This is a genomic window from Nocardioides dilutus, from assembly GCF_054779555.1.
On the sequence record NZ_BAAGYA010000002.1, the window covers coordinates 563,122 to 582,058 of the forward strand.

The window sequence follows — 18,937 nt, forward strand, 5'->3', positions numbered from 1 at the left end:
TCTGCTCAGTTGAGTCACATTTCCGCGATTCCGGCAGGCCGTCCCGGACAATCGCGCAGACTCGTCGCATGGACGAGGGGGGCGGCTGGGGGGCCGCACTTCGGCAGTGGCGTGCTGCTCTGCTGGTGACGGCGTGCGTGCCCGCGCTGGTGCTCCTCGGTCTGCCCTTCGCGGACACGCCGGGACCCGAGATCGCCGGGTTCAGCGTCGTGTGGCTGACGCTGGTGCTGGTGTGCGACCTCACCACCGCCGCACTCCTGGTGGGGATGTCCCGCAACGGGGTGAGGCCCCGCGTGCTGCTGCTCGCCATGGCCTTCCTCTGGTCGGGCGCCTTCATCCTGATGACCGCCTTCGCGGTCCCCGGCGCGGTGAGCGCGACGCCGACCTTCGCCTCCGAGGCCGGGGGAGTGGGCTGGCTGTGGCTCCTGCGCCACACCGGCCCCCCGCTCCTGATCGCCGCGGCGCTCGCGCCGTGGGCGGCGCAGTGGGAGCACCACGGACAGGTTTCCCGCCGGCGCACCTTCGTCGTCCTGGGCGGGTCGTTGGTCGCTGGACCTGGCCTGCTGCTCGCCTGTCTCACGCTCGCGCCCGGGTTGCTGCCCACCATCTTCGACCCGGTCACCGGACGCTACGACGCGGCTGTGATGGTGCTGGTGCTCCTCGTCGGGGGCGGCGCGGTGCTCGCGTCCTTCGCCGGGGTGCTGCGGCGCGGCTCGAGCTCGGGCATCGAGGTCTGGGGAGTCGTCGCCGCGACGGCGTGGCTGGGCGACGGTGCGTTCACGTTCATGTACGAGGACCGCTTCAGCCTGGCTTGGTACGGAGCCCGGCTGCTGGGGATCGCGGCCTCCGGGGTGGTGCTCAACGTGATCCTGCGCGAGAACAACCGGGTGCGTCGCCGCCTGGCCGCCGACAACCGCGACCTCGAGGCCCAGGTCGACGACCTCCTCGAGGCCCAGCTGCTGCGCGACCACGTGGCGGCCGTGGTCAGCCACGACATGCGCGCCCCGATCGCCGGTCTGCAGGGCTATCTCGAGATCGTCGACGACGAGGAGGTCGACCAGGCCTTCGCGCGCCGGATCCACGAGCGCTGCCTGGTCCTCGTCCGCCGCCTCAGCCTGCTCACCGAGGACCTCCAGGCCGCGGCGGTCGCTGCCCACGGGGACCTCGAGGTCCTGCCCGAGCTGCTGGACGTGGAGTCCCAGCTGGCCGAGTCCGCTGCGGGGTTCCCCGGCCTCGACCTGCGGATCGACTGCCAGCCGGGTCTGGTCGCCTGGGCCGACCCGCTCCGGCTGCAGCAGATCCTCGCCAACCTGATCCGCAACGCCGAGCGGCACGGGGCCGAGCCGATCAGCGTCCGGGTCAGGTCGGAGCCGGACGGCATGGTCGTGTTCCGGGTGACCGACGCCGGGCCAGGCGTCTCCGAGACGTTCATCCCGCGGCTCTTCGAGCGCTACGCCCAGGGTCCCGGCTCCGCTCCCGGCGGCTCGGGTCTCGGACTGTCCGTGACCCGTGACCTGGTGCGGGCCCACGGCGGGACCGTGCGCTACGACCTCACCGAGCCGGCGTTCATCGTGACGCTCCCGGCGGCTCCGACCGAGATCCGCACCCCCAACGGACGGGTCATCTCCCCGCCGCGACGGATCGCCACACGGCCCAGGACGGTGACGGCGCGAGACGCGGACGACACCGGCTTCGCCGGTGAGACGTCATGGGACGGCCAGGTCCACAGCGGGTTGCCCAACTGATCCCGGGGCTCCGACCACCCGAGACACACAGGTCGCCAACGTCCGGTCGCTCTCCTGCTGGGCCCGGCTGAGGAACACGTCGCGATGGTCGAGCGTGCCCTGGACGCACGCCACGTCGAGCAGGCACAAGCCGCACTCGCCTTTGCGGCAGTCGTACATCAGGTCGACACCGGCTCGCGTCAACGCCTCGAGCAGGGTCTCGTCCGCGCGGACCGTGGTCTCCACCTGCCGGCCGGGGATGCGGGCCACGAACTCCTCGGACTCGAACCAGCCGCTGCTGCCGAACGTCTCGTAGCGCAGGTCGGCCGGCGGCAGGGCGTGGTCCTGCCAGCGACGCCGGACGTCGTCCATCAGGCGGATCGGCCCGCACATGTAGAGCTCGGTCCCGGACTCGACCGAGCCCACCAGCCGGTCGACGTCGAGCGGCGTGCCCTCGGCGTCGACGTGCAGCACCAGGCGGTCGCCGTGCAGCTCCGCCAGCTCGGCGAGGTAGGCCATCCGCGCGCGGGTCCGCCCGACGTAGACAAGGGAGTAGTCGGCACCCACGTGGCGGAGCACCCGCGCCATCTCGGCCAGCGCGGTGATGCCAATACCACCGGCCAGCAGCACGTAGCGGGGTGCGCCCACACGCAGCGGGAAGTTCTGCAGCGGCTGCGTCACCTCGAGCTCGTCCCCGGGGGAGATGCCGTGCAGGTACGCCGAGCCGCCGCGCGACTGCGGCACCCGCAGCACGCTGATGGTGAGCAGCCCGCCGTCGTCAGAGGACTCGACGACGGAGTAGGAGCGCACGTCCGTCGAGCCGCCCAGCGGCAGCCGTACGTCGACGTGGCTGCCCGGCGCGGCCCGGCCGCGAGCCGGGCGCTGCAGGGTGATCCGCCGCACGCCCTCGGCGACCGGGTCACTGGCCACGACGACGCCGGTGGCCCAGTCGGGCAGGGACTCGGTCGTCATCGCGCGTGTTCCGGGGCCGGGGCCGGCGCCGCCTGGCCGCGGCCCTCTGCCTCGAGCATCCGGTCCAGGATCCGGCGCACCCACATCCCGCCGGCGTCGATGTTGAGGCTGTAGAACTCGTGGTCCGGGTTGGCGTCGATCGCCGCCTGCTGCGCCGCCAGCATCGCCTCGTCCTCCGCGAACACGTTGCGCACCCCCTCGCGCAGCTGGGTCGTGATCAGCTGGCTGTCGAGCCGGTAGTTGCGCATGAACGCCCAGAAGTAGTGCGAGGTGCGCTCGGTCTCGGGCGTGATCGTGTTCATGACGTATCCGTTGACACCCTGGCTGCGGTCGCCCTGCGGCGCCCCGGTGCCGGCCCGTGCGACGCCGACATCGATGCAGATCGTCGACGGGGCGTAGTAGTGGATGATCTGCCATCGGTCGACCCGCCCGTCGAAGTCGGGGAACCGGTCGCGGATGTTCTTGCGCCAGAACGGCGGGGGCAGCACGTCGAGCATCCAGCGCTCGACGGTGACGCTGCCGTCGTCCTCGACGCGGGTCTGGAACGCCGACTCGCTGAGCTCTTCCTGCCCGATGCTGCTGCCGTGCACGAACTCCTCGTGCGTGAGGTCCATCAGGTTGTCGAGGACCAGCTGGTAGTTGCACGGCGCGTGGATGGTCAGCCCGTCGCCCGCCCACTCGGGGTCGTCCATCTGGTGCATGTCGGGGACCAGGTCGGGGTCGGCCAGCGTGATGTCACCGGGCCAGACCCACAGGTAGCGGTAGCGCTCGACGACCGGGTACGACGGCACCATCGCGCTGGGGTTGACCGTCTCCTGCGCCGGCATCGCGGTGCAGCGGCCGGCGGAGTTGAAGCGGAGCCCGTGGTAGGGGCACTGCACCTCGTCGGATCCGACCAGCTTGCCCATCGACAGTGGCGCCAGCCGGTGCCAGCACGCGTCCGCGAGCGCCACCGGCCGGCCGTCGGCGGTGCGGTAGAGCGCCATCGGCTTGCCCGCGACGGTGCGCGCGAGCAGTCCCTTGCCGGTCACCTCGTGGTCCCACGCCACGGCGTACCAGGCGTTCAGCGGGTGCGGGAAGATCTTGGCGGTGACGCGGCCGCTCGGCATCAGATCGGTCATGCTGGCTCCTCGGACGGGATGGAGCACCGAGCGTGTCGGGCGGGGTCAGGCGCCGACCACATCGTTTCCGGCAGGCGGAAGTGCGGGGCCGAGCCGCCCGTCGCGGGGCACCGCGCCGAGAGCACGAGAGATGCCGTTGCCGGCTGCGCGGACGGCCGGGATGAGCGCCTGAGGTGACAGCGAGCCGTACCTCACGACCACCGAGAGCGCGGCCACGACGTCACCGGCGGGACCGACGACGGGGCTGGCCACCGAGAGCGAGTCCTCGGTCACCTGGCGGCTGCTGATGGCCACGCCGGTCCGGCGGACCTCGGCAAGGGTGGAGCGCAGGACCTCGGGATCCGTGATGGTGTAGGGCGTCCAGGCCTGCAGGGGGCGCTCGAAGACGGCGGTCTGCACCTCGGCCGGAGCATGTGCCAGCAGCACCAGACCCACGCCGGTCGCGTGCAGGGCGAACCGGTCGCCGACGCGGGTGAGCACCCGCACCGCCAGACGGCCGGTGAGCCGCTCGACGTAGACCGCCTCGGACCCCTCGCGCACCGCCAGCTGGACGTTCTCACCCGTGGCGACGTAGAGGTCCTCCATGAAAGGCAGCGCCACCTCGCGCAGCCCCAGTCCCCGGGGTGCTTGCGACGCGACCTGCCACAGCCTGAGCCCGATCTGCAGGCCGCCGTCAGGAGCACGTTCGAGCGCACCCCACTCCACCAGGTCGGTCACGATGCGGTGGGTGGTTGTGAGCGGCAGACCGCTGTGGTGACTGAGCTCCGAGAGCGACCGGATCGGCTGGTCCGGGGTGAAGCAGGCCAGCAGGTCCAAGGTCCGGTAGGTGAGGCTCACGGCGGCCTCCTCGATGTCTCAGACAGTGCTCATGGCGGTGGCTCCCAGCCCGCGACGCAGTCCGTCGACGACATCCTCGAGCACCGTCTGGCAGATCCCGACGTCGGCGAGCCAGGTGCAGGCATGGAAAGCGCCAGGATAGACGTGCAGCTCGGTCGGCACACCGGCCGAGAGCAGCCGCTGCGCGTAGGCGACGTCCTCGTCACGCAGCGCATCGAGCTCGTACGCCGTCACGAGCGCCGGCGGCAGCCCGGCGAGGTCGGTGGCGCGCGCCGGTGCGGCGTAGGGCGACACCAGGTCGGTCCCGCGCACGCCCGGCCCGAGGTAGCTGTCCCAGCTGATCTCGCCGTTGGCGATCGTGGTGATGGGGGAGTCGATCCCGAGTGCGCGCATCGACCCGGTCTCCAGCCGGTCGTCGAGCTCGGGGATGCCGAGGAACTGCAGGCACAGCCGCGGCCCGCCGCGGTCACGAGCGAGCAGCGACACGCCCGCCGCGAGACCCCCGCCGGCGCTCTCGCCGCCCACGCCGATCCGGTCGGGGTCCACGCCGAGCTCCGCGGCGTTCTCGGCCACCCACAGCAGGGCGGCGTAGCAGTCCTCGAGCGGAGCGGGAAACGGGTGCTCGGGCGCAAGGCGGTAGTCGACCGACACGACGACTGCGCCGACCTCGGCCGCGATCCGTCGGCAGTCCGCGTCGTAGAGGTCGAGGCTGCCGACCACGAAGCCGCCGCCGTGGAAGTAGACGAGTGCCGGCAGTGGCCCGGCCGGGTCCGCGGGCCGGTAGCGGCGGACCCGCACCTGCGGCGCGTCCTCCGGTCCGGGGACCATGAGCTCGTCGATGTCGAGCGGGACCGGCGGGACGTAGGGCGGCAGCGCGGCCAGCAGGTCCGCCTCCCCGGCGCGCGCGGCCGGGAGGTCGGCGAAGGAGAGCTGGCCGAAGATCGGTGCCCAGGGCGCGAGCCCGGGGTCGTAGGCGGGGGTCTGCGTCATGAGGGTCAGTCCTTGTAGTAGCGGTGGACCATCTGCGCGATGCAGACGGGCTTGGCGGCGCCTTCGACGTGCATGACGGCGTCGATGGTGGCCTGGATGCCGTTGCCGGCCACCTCCTCGGCGTCGGCCAGGGTGGCCGTCACCTGCACCCGCGACCCGGCCGGCACCGGAGCGGGGAAGCGCACCTTGTTGAGGCCGTAGTTGACCGCCATGTCCAGCTCCTCGATCACGAGGATCTCCGACCAGAGAGGGATCAGCAGCGACAGCGTGAGGTAGCCGTGCGCGATCGGGCCGCCGAAGGGCCCGGTCTTCGCCCGCTCGACGTCGACGTGGATCCACTGGTGGTCGTCGGTCGCGTCGGCGAAGGTGTCGATGCGCTGCTGGGTGACGTCCAGCCAGGGGCTGCTGCCGAGGTCCTGGCCGATCATGGTCAGCAGGTCCTTGGGGTGGGTGATCGTGGTCATGGGGCCTCCGGGGTGTCGGTGGTTGGGGTGGGGTGGTCGTGCTTGGCCTGTTCGCGCAGCGCTGCGCGGAGCACCTTGCCGGTGGCGTTGGTGGGCAGCTCCTCGAGGAACTCGAGGTAGCGCGGGATCTTGTAGCGAGCCAGTCGCTGGTCGAGATGTGCGCGCAGGGCGAGCTCGTCGAGGTCGGCGCCGGGGCGGAGCACGACGTACGCGCAGCCGACCTCGCCCCATTTGGGGTCCGGGACGGCGACCACGGCGGCGGCCCGGACGTCGGCCAGCTCGGCGATGGCGGCCTCGACCTCGGCCGGGTAGATGTTCTCCCCGCCGGAGATGATCACGTCCTTGACGCGGTCGACGATCTGGGCCCAGCCGTCGTCGCCGACGCGCACCACGTCGCCGGAGCGGTACCAGCCCTCGGTGCTGAGCACCTGTGCGGTTTCCTCAGGGCGGTTCCAGTAGCCAGAGAAGACGTGCGGGCCGCGCACCATCAGCTCGCCCTGACCGGGCCCGGCCAGGTGGCTCCCGTCCGGTGCCTCCAGCTCGACGTCGGTGAAGAAGTGGGGGACGCCCGGCGACGTGGGGTGGGACGCGGCCCCGTCCGGCAGCGCCATGAACACCCCGGGCGCGGCCTCGGTCATGCCGTAGCCCTGCTGCAGCACGACGCCGCGGTCGAGCCAGGCCTGCGCCACCCGGTCCTCCACCTGCGACCCGCCGTAGAGCACGTAGCGCAGGGACGACAGGTCGGCTCCGGCCCAGCCGGGGTGGTCGCACATGATCTGGAGCATCGTCGGCACCGCCGAGAACGACGTCGCCCGGCGGCGCCCGATCAGCTCCAGGAAGTCGCCGGCGTCGAACTTGCGGACCACCACGACGGTCCCGCCCTTGAGCAGGGTGGGCATCGAGACCTGTCCTAGCCCGGTCACGTGGAAGAGCGGCGCGACACAGAGCGCGACATCGCTGCTGAGCACGTCGACGTGGGCGAGCTGGTTGACGGTGTTCCAGGTGATGTTGCCGTGCGTCAGCACCGCACCCTTGGGCCGGCCGGTGGTGCCGGAGGTGTAAAGGATCAGCGCCGGGTCGTCGAGGTCGACCAGGCGGTCCGGCCAGGACACCGCGACGCCGTCCCCGCTCCTGCCTGAGGCCGTCGCCTCCCGGAGCTCCGCGACGGTGAGCACGTGCTCGACCCCCTGGGTGCTGGGGTCGGCTGCTTGCGCCAGCTCGGCGCACTCGGGCCCGTGCACGAGCAGCACGGTCCCGCTGTCGTGCAGCATGTAGCCGATCTCCGGAGCGGCCAGCCGGGTGTTGAGCGAGACGAAGACCCCACCCAGCCGCGCGGTGGCGAAGAAGCAGACGAACGTGTCGATGCTGTTGGGCCCGAGGTAGGCCACGCGGTCGCCCGGTGAGACGCCCAGCTCGCACAGGTGGCTCGCGGTCGCCTCGACCCTGGTCGCGAGCTCGGCGTACGTCAGCTCCTCGTCGTCGGTCGCGAGCGCCACCGTCGCGGGGTTCATCCGAGCTCGTCGGGCCGGCCAGCTGCCGATGCCGGGACCGTTCATGGCGCCTCCCTCAGTGCCACGTTTCTGAGGCCGAGCGCGGTCAGCGCGTTCTCCTTGAGGATCAGCGGCCGCACCTCGTCCTTGACGCCCAGTGTCTCGAAGTCGGCGAGCCAGCGGTCGGGCGAGATGAGCGGGAAGTCCGAGCCGAACATGACTTTGTGCTTGAGCAGACTGTTGGCGTAGGTCACCAGCTGCGGCGGGAAGTACTTCGGCGACCAGCCCGAGAGGTCGATGTAGACCTTCGGCTTGTGCGAGGCGACCGCCAGCGCCTCGTCCTGCCAGGGAAACGAGGGGTGGGCGATGATGATCGTCAGGTCGGGGAAGTCGACGGCCACGTCGTCCAGGGCCAGCGGGTTGGAATACTTCAGCCGGATCCCCCCGCCGCCGGGAAGTCCCGACCCGATCCCGGTCTGGCCGCTGTGGAACAGGGCGGGCACGCCGAGCTCCTCGAGCACCTCGTAGAGCGGGTAGACCTTCGGGTCGTTCGGGTGGAAGGCCTGGACACTGGGGTGGAACTTGAAGCCGCGCACCCCGAGCTCCTCGACCAGCCGGCGCGCCTCGGTGACGCCCGCCTTGCCCTTGGCGGGGTCGATGCTGGCGAAGGGGATCAGTACGTCGTTGTTGCGGCGGGCGCCCTCGACAACGGCCTCGTTGGCGATCCGGGTGTGCCCGAGCGCGGCCTCGGCGTCGACCGTGAACACGACGGCGGCCATCTTGCGCTCGCGGTAGTAGGTCGCGAGCTGGTCGATCGTCGGGGGTCCACCACCATCGACACCGAAGTACTTGTCGGCCCCGGCGCGGAGCTCCTCGGGCAGCGAGTAGTGGCCGCAGCCGTCGGTCTCGGCGTGCGTGTGCACGTCGATCGCCACGAGCGCGTCGACATCGATGTCGGACAGGTAGGGCTCAGGCGAATCCTGGTCCATGGTCAGGCGCTCGCCCTCTCGGCCACCTGCTGCTCCGTTGGAGGGAGCTTGGGGGCCGCGATGCCGTAGGTCTCCGGGACCTCGGCCACGGTGGATTCGAACGCCTCCGAGATGGCGTCGGCGCTCCAGCCTCCGTCGCGGAAGGCGCTGCGGATCTCGGTGGGGTGCGACCACAGCGACAGCCGGTCGCCACCGATGCCGATGGCCTGGCCGGTCACCTCAGCCGAGGCGTCGGAGGCGAGATAGACGATCAGGCCGGCGACGTCCTCGGGGGTGCCGAACGATGCGGCCCGGCGGACCACCGAGGGGACCGGCAGACCCTGGGCCATCAGGTCGACGTAGGGCGCGAGGAACGGGATCGTCTCGGTCATCGCGGTCGCGGCGTTGGGGACCACGGCGTTGACCGTGACCCCGGCCCGGGACAGCTCCATCGCCCAGGTGCGGGCCATGGCGACGATGCCCGCCTTCACGGCGGCGTAGTTGGTCTGGCCGAAGTTGCCTCGCTGGCCGGCTGGGGAGCCGGCCAGGATCAGCCGGCCGCCCTCGCCCTGGGAGCGGAAGTGCTTGGCCGCCTCCCGGGCGCAGGTGAACGTGCCGCGCAGGTGGACCTGGACGACGGTGTCGAAGTCGTCGTCGGTCATGTTCCACAGCACCCGGTCGCGCAGCACTCCGGCGTTGGTGACCATGACGTCGAGGCGCCCGAAGTCCTGGAGAGCGCGACGAACGAGCTGCTCGGCCGCTGCCGTGGTGCCGACCGGCACCGGCTCGGCGACGGCGCGGCCGCCCGCGGCGTTGATCGTCTCCACGACGGCGCCGGCGGTGTCGGCGTTGACGTCGTTGACCACGACGGCGGCTCCCGCCTCGGCGAGGGCGATGGCGTAGGCGCGGCCGAGGCCCTGCCCGGCGCCGGTGACGACGGCGACCTTGCCGGTGATGTCCATGTGGTGACTCCCGTTGGGTTGGTGGGTTGGGTGGGTCGGGTCAGCCGAAGGTGAGCACGGGCTTGATGGTCGCCCCGCTCTTCACGTCGGCCGCCGCCTGCTCGATGTCGGCGAAGTCGTAGGTCTTGACCAGCTCACCCACGGGCAGCCGTCCGTCGGCGACCATGGCGGCGAGCAGCGGGATGAAGGTCTGGGTCTCGCTGTCGCCGAGGGTGATGCCGGTGACGGTCCTGCCGCCGAGCATCCCGTTGACGTCGAGCCCGACCTCCGTGCCGAAGGGCGGCGCCCCGACGACGACGGCCGTGCCGCGCGCACCGAGGCTGTCGACGGACTGGCGCAGCACCTGCACGTTGCCGGTCGTCTCGATGACGCCATCGGCGCCCGCCCCGCCGGTGATCTCGGCGATCCGCGCCGGGAGGTCCTCGCTCGAGCCGTCGACCACGTGGGTCGCGCCGAGCTTGCGGGCGAGGTCGAGCCGGCTCGTCACGATGTCCACCGCGACGATCCGGAGCGCCGGGGTGAGCGCCGCGGCCATCACGGCGGACAGGCCGACCGCCCCGGCGCCGGCCACCACGACGGTGCTGCCGGGGCCGGGCCTGAGCACGTTCCACACCGCGCCGACGCCGGTCTGCACGCCACAGCCGAGCGGGGCGATGACCTCGAGGGGAGCGGAGGGGTCGACCTTGACCACGCTGCGCTCGTCGGCGACGGCCAGCCGGGAGAACGACGACTGGCCGAAGAAGCGCCCGCCCAGCGGCTCGCCGTCACGGGTGATGGTCGCCGACCCGTCGCGGCGGACGCCGCCGAGCAGGTTGTCGGGCAGCCAGGTGGCGCAGTAGGCGGGGTGTCCACCCCGGCAGCTGCCGCAGCCACCGCACGAGGTGAACGAGAGCAGCACGTGGTCACCCGGCGTGACCGAGGTGACCGCGGCGCCGACCCGCTCGACGACGCCGGCGCCCTCGTGGCCGAGCACGCCGGGCAGCGGGAACGGCAGTCCGCCGGACGCGACCCCGAGGTCGGTGTGGCACAGGCCGGCAGCGGTCATCCGGACCAGGACCTCGTCGGCTCGGGGCTCGTCGAGCTCCACCTCGGCGAGGGTGAAGGGGGCGCCGCCGGACTCGACCACGGCCGCCTGGGTGGTGATGGTCATGGCTGCTCCTGCGGCTCGGTCGCCGGGGTGGGAAGGGAGACGACGACGGACTTCACGCGGGTGTAGGACTCCAGCGCCTCGGGGCCGTACTCACGGCCGAAGCCGGAGTCCTTGACGCCACCGAACGGGACGGCCGGGTCGAGCATCGCCCAGTCGTTGACCCACACGATGCCGGCGTCGAGCCGGGCCGCGACCCGGTGTGCCCTAGCCACATCGCGGGTCTGCAGGCCGGCGGCCAGGCCGTACGGCGTGGAGTTGGCCAGCGCCACCGCCTCGTCCTCGGTGTCGAAGGCCTGCACCGTGAGGACCGGGCCGAAGACCTCCTCGGCGATGACGCGCGAGTCTTCCGGGAGGTCGGCGATGACCGTGGGGCGGTAGAAGTAGCCGCCGTCGAGGTCGAGCGGCTCGCCACCGCAGACGATCCGGCCGCCCTCCTTGCGAGCGAGCTCGACGTACTCCTCGACCTTGCGCAGCTGCCGCTCGCCGGCCATCGGGCCGATGATCGTGGCCTCGTCGCGAGGGTTGCCGATGGGCACGGTCGGGACGGCGTGCTCGAGGATGCCGAGCACGGTGTCGTGCAGGGGACGGGCGACCAGCAGCCGCGGCCCGGCCATGCAGAACTGACCGGAGTTGAACACGAACGCCTTGATCACCGCGCCGATCGCGACCTCGAGGTCGGCGTCGTCGAAGACGATGTGGGCGGCGTTGCCGCCGAGCTCCATCGTGACGGGCTTCAGGTGCTCCCCGGCCACGCTGGCGGCGTGCCGCCCGACCGCGGTGGAACCGGTGAAGGCGATCTTGTCGACACCCGGGTGCCGCAGCAGCGCCTCACCGACCACCTGGCCGCTGCCGGTCACCACGTTGAGCACGCCGTCGGGAACGCCGGCGTCGGTCAGCAGCTGCGCCATGAAGAGGGCGCTGAGCGGGGTGTCGTCGGCCGGCTTGTGGACCACCACGTTGCCGGCGGCCAGAGCGGCGGCGATCTTGGTGCTCGACAAGATGAGCGGGAAGTTGAACGGCGTGATGGCCGCGACCACACCAACGGGCTCGCGAAGCGTGTAGGCCAACGCGGGGATCGGCGTCGACCGGGTCGAACCCTCCAGGCTCTCGGCCAAGGAGGCGCAGTATTCGTACTGCTGGGCGGCGGTCTCGACATCGACCGCTCGGCACAGGGTGACCGGCTTGCCCACGTCATGGCTCTCGACGGCGACCAGCTCGTCGGCGCGCTCGCGGATCAGGTCGGCGGCGCGGCGCAGGACCCGGGCCCGGTCGCGGGCGGCCATCCGTGGCCACGGCCCGTGCTCGAAGGCCTCCCGGGCGTTGCGCACGGCGGCGTCGACGTCCGTGGCGTCGGCCTCCACCACCGTGGTGAGGACCTGCCCGTTGGCGGGGTCGACCACGTCGCGCCGGGCTGCGCCGCCCTCGCGCGGCGCGCCGCCGATGTAGAGGTGGCCGGGAGGGAAGGTCGTTGTCTGGTTGTTCATGTCGCCGTCCTTGTTATCAGGGTTCCTGACGAAAAGGCAGTGTGCTGTGGTCAGCGTCACCCTGTCAATGGGTCCGCTGGAAGAACTTCCTCGAGGAGCTCCTGACCGGAGAACGTCGCTGGTTCAGGCGTGCTTGCAGGATTTTCTGGTGAACCCTTGACGGCCCATGTGACTGCGGTCATACTCCACGATCAGGTTTCCTGATGAACAGGGATCCTGACAATTCCCGGCTCTCGGACCGTCCCTCAGAGGTGACCCATGCTCAGCACAAGACGCACCATCCCGACCGTCGCAGGAGCGCTGGCCCTGGCCCTTGGCCTGGCCGCGTGCGGCTCCGCCGAGGGTGGGGCCGGCAGTTCCTCGGGCCCCATCAAGATCGGCGTCGTCGTCCCTCTCACGGGGCCGTTCGCGCCGCTCGGCATCGGCGACAAGGCCGCCATCGAGCAGGAGGTGGCCCGGATCAACGCCGACGGCGGCGTCCTGGGTCGCGACCTCGAGGTGACCATCAAGGACGACAAGACCGATGTCCCCCAGTCGGTCACCGAGTACAACAAGATGGCCGCGGACGGGAGCTACACCGCGATCCTCTCCTCCTCCAACGTGGCGGCCTCCACCGCGATCGGGCCGACGGCGGAGAGCAACAAGATCCCGACCATCGCGCTGGGCCCGGTGAGCGCCTTCAAGGACGGCTCGAACAAGTACGCCTTCACCGCCGTGGCCATCCCCGAGCTGTACGGCGAGGCGATGGTCGACTACCTGGCTGCGGAGGGTTTCGAGTCGATCGCGGTCGCCGCGACCACCGAGGACCCCTACGGCTCGCTGGGCCGTGAGGCCACCGTCGAGGCCGCGGAGGCCGCCGGCATCGACGTGGTGGTCGACGAGAAGATCGACGTCGCGGCCACCGACTTCACCCCGGTGATCTCCAAGGTCAAGGCCGCCAAGCCCGACGGTTTCGTGGTCTGGGTCGCCGGGCCTGCCGCGGTGATCATCACCAAGCAGATGGCCGGCTCCGGCATCCCGCTGCTGTTCACCGGCGCCCAGGCGTCGAACCTCTACATCGAGCCGGCCGGCCAGGAGGCCGAAGGCGTCACGATGACCAGCAGCATCGCCGTTCCGGGCCGTGAGCTGCCCGCCGGGCCGCTCAAGGACGCCGTCGACGCGTTCGCCGGACCGTGGTTGGAGGACAACGACAACGTCTACCCGCCGCAGTTCGCCTTCGACGGTGCCGCCGCGCTGCAGCTGATCGTGGCCGCCATCGAGGAGGCCGGGTCGAGCGAGCGCGAGAAGGTCCGCGACGCGCTGGAGGACCTGGACGTGCTGACTCCCATCGGCCGGTTCAAGTTCTCCTCCGAGGACCACGGTGGGCTGGGCAAGGACGCGATCGCGATCGTGACCGTGACCGGCGGCGAGATGAAGGCCACGCCGTACTCCCTCGAGCAGTGGAAGACCAACCTGCCCGAGTAGTAGCCCGCGGGCCGGGCGGGCCCCCGAGTCCCCGCCCGGTCCGCGACCACTCGTCGTCCCTGAAGGAGGAGCAGTGCTCCGTATCGACCAGGTCTCCAAGCACTACGGAGGCGTCTACGCCAACCGGGACATCAGCCTGGAGGTGGTGGAGGGTGAGCTGCGCGGCGTGATCGGCCCCAACGGCGCGGGCAAGTCGACGTTGTTCAACCTCATCGCCGGGCACGCCCGTCCGGACAGCGGGACGATCAGCCTGGCCGGGACGCGGATCGACCGGCTCCCCGCGCACCGGCGGGCCCGGCTCGGGGTCTCGATCGTCTTCCAGGGGGCGCGGCTCTTCCCGGGCATGAGCCTCCTGGAGAACGTCATGGTCGGCGCCCACGCCCGCACCCGCGCCGGCCTGGTCGCCGCAGCCCTGCGGCCCCCGTGGCAGCGGCGAGAGGAGCGCGAGCTGCGCGCCGACGCCGAGGAGTGCCTCGACCGGGTCGGCCTGCTGCAGTGGGCGGGACGCCCTGCCGAGGGGCTGCCCCTCGGGCAGCAGCGCAGGCTCCAGGTCGCGCGTGCCCTCGCCGGACGGCCTCGGCTGCTGCTGCTGGACGAGCCGGCCTCCGGGCTGCGTGCGTCCGAGCGAGCGCAGCTGGCCGACCTGGTGCGCGGCCTCAACGAGGCCGGCACCACGATCCTGCTCGTCGAGCACGACGTCGGCCTGGTCACCTCCCTGGCTCGGCACATCACCGTGCTCGACCTCGGGCGGGTGATCGCCGATGGCACGCCCGAGGACGTCACCTCTGACCCGGCGGTCATCGAGGCCTACCTCGGGACGGGAGCCCAGCATGCTGCGCATTGAGAACCTGGTCGTCCGCTACGGCGCGGCGACCGCCCTGGACGGTGTCTCGCTGCAGGTCGACGCCGGCGAGATGGTCGCCCTGGTGGGCCCGAACGGCGCGGGGAAGTCGACCCTGATCAACGCGGTGTGCGGGCTGCTGCGGCCGGCCGCCGGGTCGGTGACCTGTGCGGGCCGGGTCGCGCAGGTGCCCGAGGGCCGGCAGATGTTCCCCGACATGAGTGTCGAGGACAACCTCGTACTGGGTGGCTGGTCCATCCGCAACAAGCACGTCGACGAGGTGTTCGACCTCTTCCCCGACCTCGCCACGATGCGCAAGCGCAAGGCCGGTCGGCTCTCCGGCGGCCAGCAGCAGATGGTGGCGATCGGCCGAGCCCTGATGGCCAGGCCGGACGTACTCGCGATCGACGAGCTCTCGCTCGGCCTCGCGCCGCTGGTGGTGGCCGAGCTGGCCGAGCACCTGCGCTACCTCAACCGCGAGCGCGGCACGACGGTGCTCCTCGTCGAGCAGGAGGTCACCTTGGCCTTCGAGGTGTGCCCGCGCGCGTGCGTGCTCGAGGCCGGCCGAGTCGTCGCCGCCGGCCCGAGCCAGGAGCTGGGGGCGAGCGAGACGGTCCGCAAGGCCTACTTCGGCGACCTGTCGGTGGAGCCCACGATGAGCGCCGAGCCGGTGAAGGAGCTGTGGGGATGAACGAGCTCGTGACCTATTTGGTCGGGGGGATCGCCGTCGGCTCCTCCTTCGCGCTGATCGGCAGTGGCTTCGTCGTCGTCCATCGGGTGACCCGGGTGGTGAACTTCGCCCAGGGGTCGCTGGCGGTCTTCGGCGCGATGCTCTCGGCATCGCTGCTGTCCGGGCGGCTCCCGCACGTGTTCGGCGAGGCGCTGGCGGTCCTCGTGTGTGGTCTGCTGGGCCTCGTCGTGGGATTCGTGGCGATCGGCAAGCGGGGCACCCATCCCCTGAACTCGCTCATCGTGACACTGGGGCTCAGCCTGCTCTGCTCGGCGCTGATCATCTTCCTCTGGGGCCAGGACCCGGTGTCCCCTCCCGGCGTGAAGGGGTCGGTGACCCTGTTCGGCACGGAGATCGAGCGCCAGCGGCTGCTCATCGTGATGGTGACCATGCTGGCGTTCGGGGCGCTGTGGCTGTTCTTCTCCCGCTCCTACCTCGGCAAGGCGCTGACCGCGAGCGCGTCGAACCCGCGGGCCGCCCTGCTCGTCGGGATCGACATCCGCAGGATGGGGCTGGTCGCCTTCGGCGTCGCCGGTCTGCTCGGCGGTCTGGCCGGCGTGCTCGTGGCCCCCACCGTCGCCATGTCGTTCTACTCCGACCTGCCGCTGGCCGTCAGCGGCTTCGCGGCCGCGGTGTTCGGGGGACTGGTCAGCCCGGTCCGCACACTCGTGGGCGGGCTCGTACTGGGGGTTGCCGGCCAGCTCACTGCGGGGTACCTCAACGGCTCTTACCAGACCGAGATGGCGATGCTGCTCATGCTCGGAATCATGATCGCAAGGAGCGGCAGCTTCGTGCTGGAGGAGGCAAAATGACCAGGACCCTGAAGCCTCGGGTCGTCGTCGCCGTCGTGGTCGCCGCGGTCGGCATCGCGACGCCGCTCATGCTCGCCGACCTCACCTTCTTCGTCCGCACGCTCGTCGCGGCGATGGTCGTCACGGGCCTGTCCCTGCTCATGGGGTACGCCGGCCAGGCCTCGCTCGGCCAGGGCGCATTCGTCGCCGTGGGCTCGCTCACCGTCGCAGTAGGCACCACTCGCCTGGAGCTGCCGCCGCTGGTGGCGCTGCTGATGGCGCCGCTGGTGGCAGCCGCGTTCGCGGTGGTCGTCGGGTTGCCGCTGCTCCGCTTGCAGGGCCACTATCTGGCCTTCGGCACGCTGGCCCTGCTGTTCCTGGTGCAGGCCGCGATGAGCGCCTTCGACTTCCTCGGCGGGCCCCTGGGCATCAGCGGCATCCCGGCGTTCGGGATCGGCGGCTGGGTGGTCACCAGTCAGCTGCAGTACGCCTACCTCGCGCTGGTCTGCCTGGCCGTGGTGCTCCTGCTGACCCACCTGATCGTGGACAGCCGGTTCGGGCGCGGTATCCGGGCGGTGGCAGGGAGCGAGTCGGCAGCGGAGTCCGCGGGAGTCCCCGTGATGAGGAGCAAGGTCGCGGTGTTCGCGCTGTCGGCCGCGTTCGCCGGCCTGGCCGGTGCGATCGCCACCTTCTTCACCCCTTATGTCAGCCCGGACTCCTTCCCCGCACTCGAGTCGATCACCTACGTCATCATGGCTGTCGTGGGTGGACTTGGGACGTTGTGGGGCGGAGTGGCTGGTGCGGTGGTGGTCTCGGTGCTGCTGCAGTTGCTCAACAACGTGAGCAGCCAGCCCGGGCTGCCGCCGACGGCGGCGCCGATCATGCAGTACGCGACGTACGGCGTGCTGCTGATCCTGGCCCTGCTCTTCATGCCTCGCGGGATCGTCCCCGCCGTCGACGTCGGTGTCGGTCGGCTGTCACAGCGACGACGGGTCGGGGTGTCCGGATGACCTCGAAGCTGGCCAGCTCGACCGAGGAGCCGGTCCGTGATCGCGACGTCACGCTGCTCTACCTGATCAAGCAGGTGGAGCTAGCGGTCCGGCAGGAGCTCGACGACGTCGTGGCTGCCGCCGACCTGACCACGCTGCAGTACACCGCGCTCACCGTGCTGGAACGCCATCCCGGGATGACGTCGGCAGAGCTGGCCAGGAACTCGTTCGTCCGGGCCCAGACCATGGCCGAGATGGTGACCTACCTGCTCGACCGGGGACTCGTCACGCGTGAGCGGGACCCGGCCAACCGCAAGCAGTACCTTCTCGCGTTGAGCCGTGAGGGCCATCAGGTGCTCGACAACCTCCATGGCGACGTGGCCGACATCGAGGCGCGGATGCTCGAGGGGTTCGACGTCGGCCAGACGGAGATACTTCGCACGTATCTGTCGCGGTGCCGGCACTCACTGGCCGGGCAGCCGCACCGCTGAGAGTCCGCTCGGGCCGGGCCTGGGGTCGATGGGCGTGAGCGACCCCAGGGCCCGCTCGACGAGGAGACCGGCGTGCAGACAGGTGCTCTCCTGGAATCGGTCACCGATGAGCTGAACCCCCTGCGGCCGGTGTGACTCGTCGAGCCCGACCGGGACAGCCAAGGCTGGAAGCCCCAACAGGTTGACTGCGACGACCAGGCGGTGTGAGTGCCAGAGCGCGTCGGCGTTGTCGGGACCACCGAGGTCGAACCCGACGGCGTGGATGGGCTGGGTCGCGACGGGACCCAGAACCAGGTCGTAGCCCGCGTAGAACACGGACCAGGCCGCCGCGATGGCGTGCCTGCGGGCCAGCCCGTCGACGTAGCCGGCCAGGTCGAGGCGAGCAACGTGCGCCATGGACTGCTCGAGATAGGTCGCTGCGTCGGCAGAACCCAGCGGGCGAATGACGTGGTCGAGCGCTCCCTGGAGCTCCGCCGTCGTCAGCGTGCGCCACAGCTCGGCGGACTCGAGCACCTGCGGCGGATCGGCCTCCTCGACGATCGCCCCGGCGTCGGCGAGGGAGTCAGCCGCCCGGCGGACGGCCGCCGCGATGTCGGCGTCCACGCCGCCGGCGCCGGGATCCGTGGTGACCGCGACCCTGATCCGGTCCGGCACCGGCTGCCGGGCCGGTGCCGGAACCCACTTCGGATCGCGGGCGTCGGGTCCACACATGAGCTCGTAGGCGAGCTGCACGTCCTCGACCCGGCGGCCCATGGGCCCGTCGACGGCGAAGAGCTGCAGCGTCGCCGTGGGAGGGAAGGGGTTGGTGGAGGTGGCGGACGCCACGCGGCCGGCGGTCGGCCGAAGCCCCACGGTGCCGGCCGCCGCCGAGGGCAGCCTGATGGAGCCGCCGTAGTCGTTGCCGAGGCCGAGGGGCGACATCCCGGTCGCCAGCGCGACCGCCTCACCGCCGCTGGACCCGGCGGCTGACAGCGCAGGGTTCCAGGGGTTGCGGGTCGCTCCGAAGAGCCCGCTGTCGGTGTGCCAGCGCATGCCGAGGTCCGGCATGTTGGTGCGGGCGAGGGGGATCGCGCCGGCCGTCCGGAGCTGTGCGACCGCCGGCGCATCGGCCGTGGCGACCCGGTCCCGGAAGGCCACGACACCGTCGGTGGTCGGCTGCCCGGCCACGTCGACGTTCTCCTTGATCGTGAACGGGACGCCTGCCAGCGGGCCCAGCGGCTCTCCGTCGGCGACCGCCCGGTCGACCCGCTCGGCGTCAGCACGAGCCGAGTCCGCCAGGACCGCCGTGACCGCGTTGACAGCGGGATTGACCTCGCCGATCCGGGCCAGGTGGGCGTCGACCACCTCCCGTGCGGTCACCGCGCCCTGCGCGATGCGGCGCGCCAGCTCGGCCGCGGGGAGCGCGCACAGCCGGTCCGGCTCCAGGTTGGCAGGCGGGTCGTCCCGCTCGGTCAGCGTCATGTCGTTCG

General features: G+C 71.3%; 18 protein-coding genes. 7 read left to right on the plus strand and 11 right to left on the minus strand.

Annotated features, from left to right (window positions below; all coding sequences use genetic code 11):
• Nucleotides 1–68: 68 nt before the first annotated feature.
• Complete coding sequence (locus ACYVC6_RS12390; protein WP_460714450.1) at nt 69–1,745, plus strand: sensor histidine kinase; 1,677 nt, start codon at nt 69–71, stop codon at nt 1,743–1,745.
• Here the strand turns inward: ACYVC6_RS12390 and ACYVC6_RS12395 are convergent.
• Genes ACYVC6_RS12395 through ACYVC6_RS12440 form a run of 10 tightly spaced genes read right to left on the minus strand, consistent with a single transcriptional unit; the run spans nt 1,707 to nt 12,162 of the window.
• Nucleotides 1,707–2,696, minus strand: coding sequence for a PDR/VanB family oxidoreductase (locus tag ACYVC6_RS12395; RefSeq protein ID WP_460714452.1), 990 nt, complete (start codon nt 2,694–2,696; stop codon nt 1,707–1,709). The genes ACYVC6_RS12390 and ACYVC6_RS12395 overlap by 39 nt on opposite strands.
• Entirely contained in the window at nt 2,693–3,817 is a 1,125-nt protein-coding gene (locus ACYVC6_RS12400) for an aromatic ring-hydroxylating dioxygenase subunit alpha (protein WP_460714454.1), read from the minus strand. Before ACYVC6_RS12400 ends, ACYVC6_RS12395 begins: the two co-directional genes overlap by 4 nt.
• A 45-nt stretch (nt 3,818–3,862) precedes the next feature.
• Nucleotides 3,863–4,654 (minus strand): IclR family transcriptional regulator, encoded by a 792-nt coding sequence (locus ACYVC6_RS12405; protein WP_460714456.1) that lies wholly within the window; start codon nt 4,652–4,654, stop codon nt 3,863–3,865.
• Between the two features lie 18 nt (nt 4,655–4,672).
• Nucleotides 4,673–5,644 carry an alpha/beta hydrolase gene (locus tag ACYVC6_RS12410; RefSeq protein ID WP_460714458.1) on the minus strand — a complete coding sequence of 324 codons (972 nt, stop codon included), beginning with the start codon at nt 5,642–5,644 and terminating at the stop codon, nt 4,673–4,675.
• A gap of 5 nt (nt 5,645–5,649) precedes the next feature.
• On the minus strand, nt 5,650–6,108 hold the full coding sequence (locus ACYVC6_RS12415) for a MaoC family dehydratase (protein WP_460714460.1): 459 nt from the start codon (nt 6,106–6,108) through the stop codon (nt 5,650–5,652).
• On the minus strand, nt 6,105–7,664 hold the full coding sequence (locus ACYVC6_RS12420; protein ID WP_460714462.1) for an acyl-CoA synthetase: 1,560 nt from the start codon (nt 7,662–7,664) through the stop codon (nt 6,105–6,107). The genes ACYVC6_RS12415 and ACYVC6_RS12420 overlap by 4 nt, the downstream gene beginning before the upstream one ends.
• Nucleotides 7,661–8,587, minus strand: a complete 927-nt coding sequence (locus ACYVC6_RS12425; RefSeq protein ID WP_460714464.1) for an amidohydrolase family protein — start codon at nt 8,585–8,587, stop codon at nt 7,661–7,663. Before ACYVC6_RS12425 ends, ACYVC6_RS12420 begins: the two co-directional genes overlap by 4 nt.
• Before the next feature lie 2 nt (nt 8,588–8,589).
• Nucleotides 8,590–9,528 (minus strand): SDR family NAD(P)-dependent oxidoreductase, encoded by a 939-nt coding sequence (locus tag ACYVC6_RS12430; protein ID WP_460714466.1) that lies wholly within the window; start codon nt 9,526–9,528, stop codon nt 8,590–8,592.
• A 40-nt stretch (nt 9,529–9,568) separates the two neighbouring features.
• Nucleotides 9,569–10,678 carry an NAD(P)-dependent alcohol dehydrogenase gene (locus ACYVC6_RS12435; protein ID WP_460714468.1) on the minus strand — a complete coding sequence of 370 codons (1,110 nt, stop codon included), beginning with the start codon at nt 10,676–10,678 and terminating at the stop codon, nt 9,569–9,571.
• Nucleotides 10,675–12,162: an aldehyde dehydrogenase family protein gene (locus ACYVC6_RS12440; protein ID WP_460714470.1), complete on the minus strand. Its 1,488-nt coding sequence runs from the start codon at nt 12,160–12,162 to the stop codon at nt 10,675–10,677. The genes ACYVC6_RS12435 and ACYVC6_RS12440 overlap by 4 nt, the downstream gene beginning before the upstream one ends.
• A 258-nt stretch (nt 12,163–12,420) precedes the next feature.
• Here ACYVC6_RS12440 and ACYVC6_RS12445 point away from each other — a divergent pair, with 258 nt between their 5' ends.
• From ACYVC6_RS12445 to ACYVC6_RS12470, 6 genes are all read left to right on the plus strand, one after another.
• Nucleotides 12,421–13,626: an ABC transporter substrate-binding protein gene (locus ACYVC6_RS12445; protein WP_460714471.1), complete on the plus strand. Its 1,206-nt coding sequence runs from the start codon at nt 12,421–12,423 to the stop codon at nt 13,624–13,626.
• Between the two features lie 73 nt (nt 13,627–13,699).
• Entirely contained in the window at nt 13,700–14,470 is a 771-nt protein-coding gene (locus tag ACYVC6_RS12450; protein ID WP_460714473.1) for an ABC transporter ATP-binding protein, read from the plus strand.
• Nucleotides 14,457–15,158: an ABC transporter ATP-binding protein gene (locus ACYVC6_RS12455; RefSeq protein ID WP_460714475.1), complete on the plus strand. Its 702-nt coding sequence runs from the start codon at nt 14,457–14,459 to the stop codon at nt 15,156–15,158. Before ACYVC6_RS12450 ends, ACYVC6_RS12455 begins: the two co-directional genes overlap by 14 nt.
• Nucleotides 15,155–16,009, plus strand: a complete 855-nt coding sequence (locus ACYVC6_RS12460) for a branched-chain amino acid ABC transporter permease (protein ID WP_460714477.1) — start codon at nt 15,155–15,157, stop codon at nt 16,007–16,009. The genes ACYVC6_RS12455 and ACYVC6_RS12460 overlap by 4 nt, the downstream gene beginning before the upstream one ends.
• Nucleotides 16,006–16,998 (plus strand): branched-chain amino acid ABC transporter permease, encoded by a 993-nt coding sequence (locus ACYVC6_RS12465; RefSeq protein WP_460714479.1) that lies wholly within the window; start codon nt 16,006–16,008, stop codon nt 16,996–16,998. The genes ACYVC6_RS12460 and ACYVC6_RS12465 overlap by 4 nt, the downstream gene beginning before the upstream one ends.
• Nucleotides 16,995–17,468: a MarR family winged helix-turn-helix transcriptional regulator gene (locus ACYVC6_RS12470; RefSeq protein WP_460714481.1), complete on the plus strand. Its 474-nt coding sequence runs from the start codon at nt 16,995–16,997 to the stop codon at nt 17,466–17,468. The genes ACYVC6_RS12465 and ACYVC6_RS12470 overlap by 4 nt, the downstream gene beginning before the upstream one ends.
• Here ACYVC6_RS12470 and ACYVC6_RS12475 read toward each other — a convergent pair.
• A complete protein-coding gene (locus tag ACYVC6_RS12475; protein WP_460714483.1) occupies nt 17,442–18,929 on the minus strand; it encodes an amidase in 1,488 nt (495 codons plus the stop codon). The genes ACYVC6_RS12470 and ACYVC6_RS12475 overlap by 27 nt on opposite strands.
• Nucleotides 18,930–18,937 lie beyond the last annotated feature (8 nt).

Coding starts and splice junctions, on each gene's coding strand:
- ACYVC6_RS12465 (WP_460714479.1), top strand. CDS start 16,006: ATGACCAGGACCCTGAAGCCTCGGGTCGTCGTCGCCGTCGTGGTCGCC.
- ACYVC6_RS12425 (WP_460714464.1), bottom strand. CDS start 8,587: ATGGACCAGGATTCGCCTGAGCCCTACCTGTCCGACATCGATGTCGAC.
- ACYVC6_RS12470 (WP_460714481.1), top strand. CDS start 16,995: ATGACCTCGAAGCTGGCCAGCTCGACCGAGGAGCCGGTCCGTGATCGC.
- ACYVC6_RS12435 (WP_460714468.1), bottom strand. CDS start 10,678: ATGACCATCACCACCCAGGCGGCCGTGGTCGAGTCCGGCGGCGCCCCC.
- ACYVC6_RS12455 (WP_460714475.1), top strand. CDS start 14,457: ATGCTGCGCATTGAGAACCTGGTCGTCCGCTACGGCGCGGCGACCGCC.
- ACYVC6_RS12390 (WP_460714450.1), top strand. CDS start 69: ATGGACGAGGGGGGCGGCTGGGGGGCCGCACTTCGGCAGTGGCGTGCT.
- ACYVC6_RS12460 (WP_460714477.1), top strand. CDS start 15,155: ATGAACGAGCTCGTGACCTATTTGGTCGGGGGGATCGCCGTCGGCTCC.
- ACYVC6_RS12440 (WP_460714470.1), bottom strand. CDS start 12,162: ATGAACAACCAGACAACGACCTTCCCTCCCGGCCACCTCTACATCGGC.
- ACYVC6_RS12395 (WP_460714452.1), bottom strand. CDS start 2,696: ATGACGACCGAGTCCCTGCCCGACTGGGCCACCGGCGTCGTCGTGGCC.
- ACYVC6_RS12400 (WP_460714454.1), bottom strand. CDS start 3,817: ATGACCGATCTGATGCCGAGCGGCCGCGTCACCGCCAAGATCTTCCCG.
- ACYVC6_RS12410 (WP_460714458.1), bottom strand. CDS start 5,644: ATGACGCAGACCCCCGCCTACGACCCCGGGCTCGCGCCCTGGGCACCG.
- ACYVC6_RS12430 (WP_460714466.1), bottom strand. CDS start 9,528: ATGGACATCACCGGCAAGGTCGCCGTCGTCACCGGCGCCGGGCAGGGC.
- ACYVC6_RS12445 (WP_460714471.1), top strand. CDS start 12,421: ATGCTCAGCACAAGACGCACCATCCCGACCGTCGCAGGAGCGCTGGCC.
- ACYVC6_RS12415 (WP_460714460.1), bottom strand. CDS start 6,108: ATGACCACGATCACCCACCCCAAGGACCTGCTGACCATGATCGGCCAG.
- ACYVC6_RS12475 (WP_460714483.1), bottom strand. CDS start 18,929: ATGACGCTGACCGAGCGGGACGACCCGCCTGCCAACCTGGAGCCGGAC.
- ACYVC6_RS12420 (WP_460714462.1), bottom strand. CDS start 7,664: ATGAACGGTCCCGGCATCGGCAGCTGGCCGGCCCGACGAGCTCGGATG.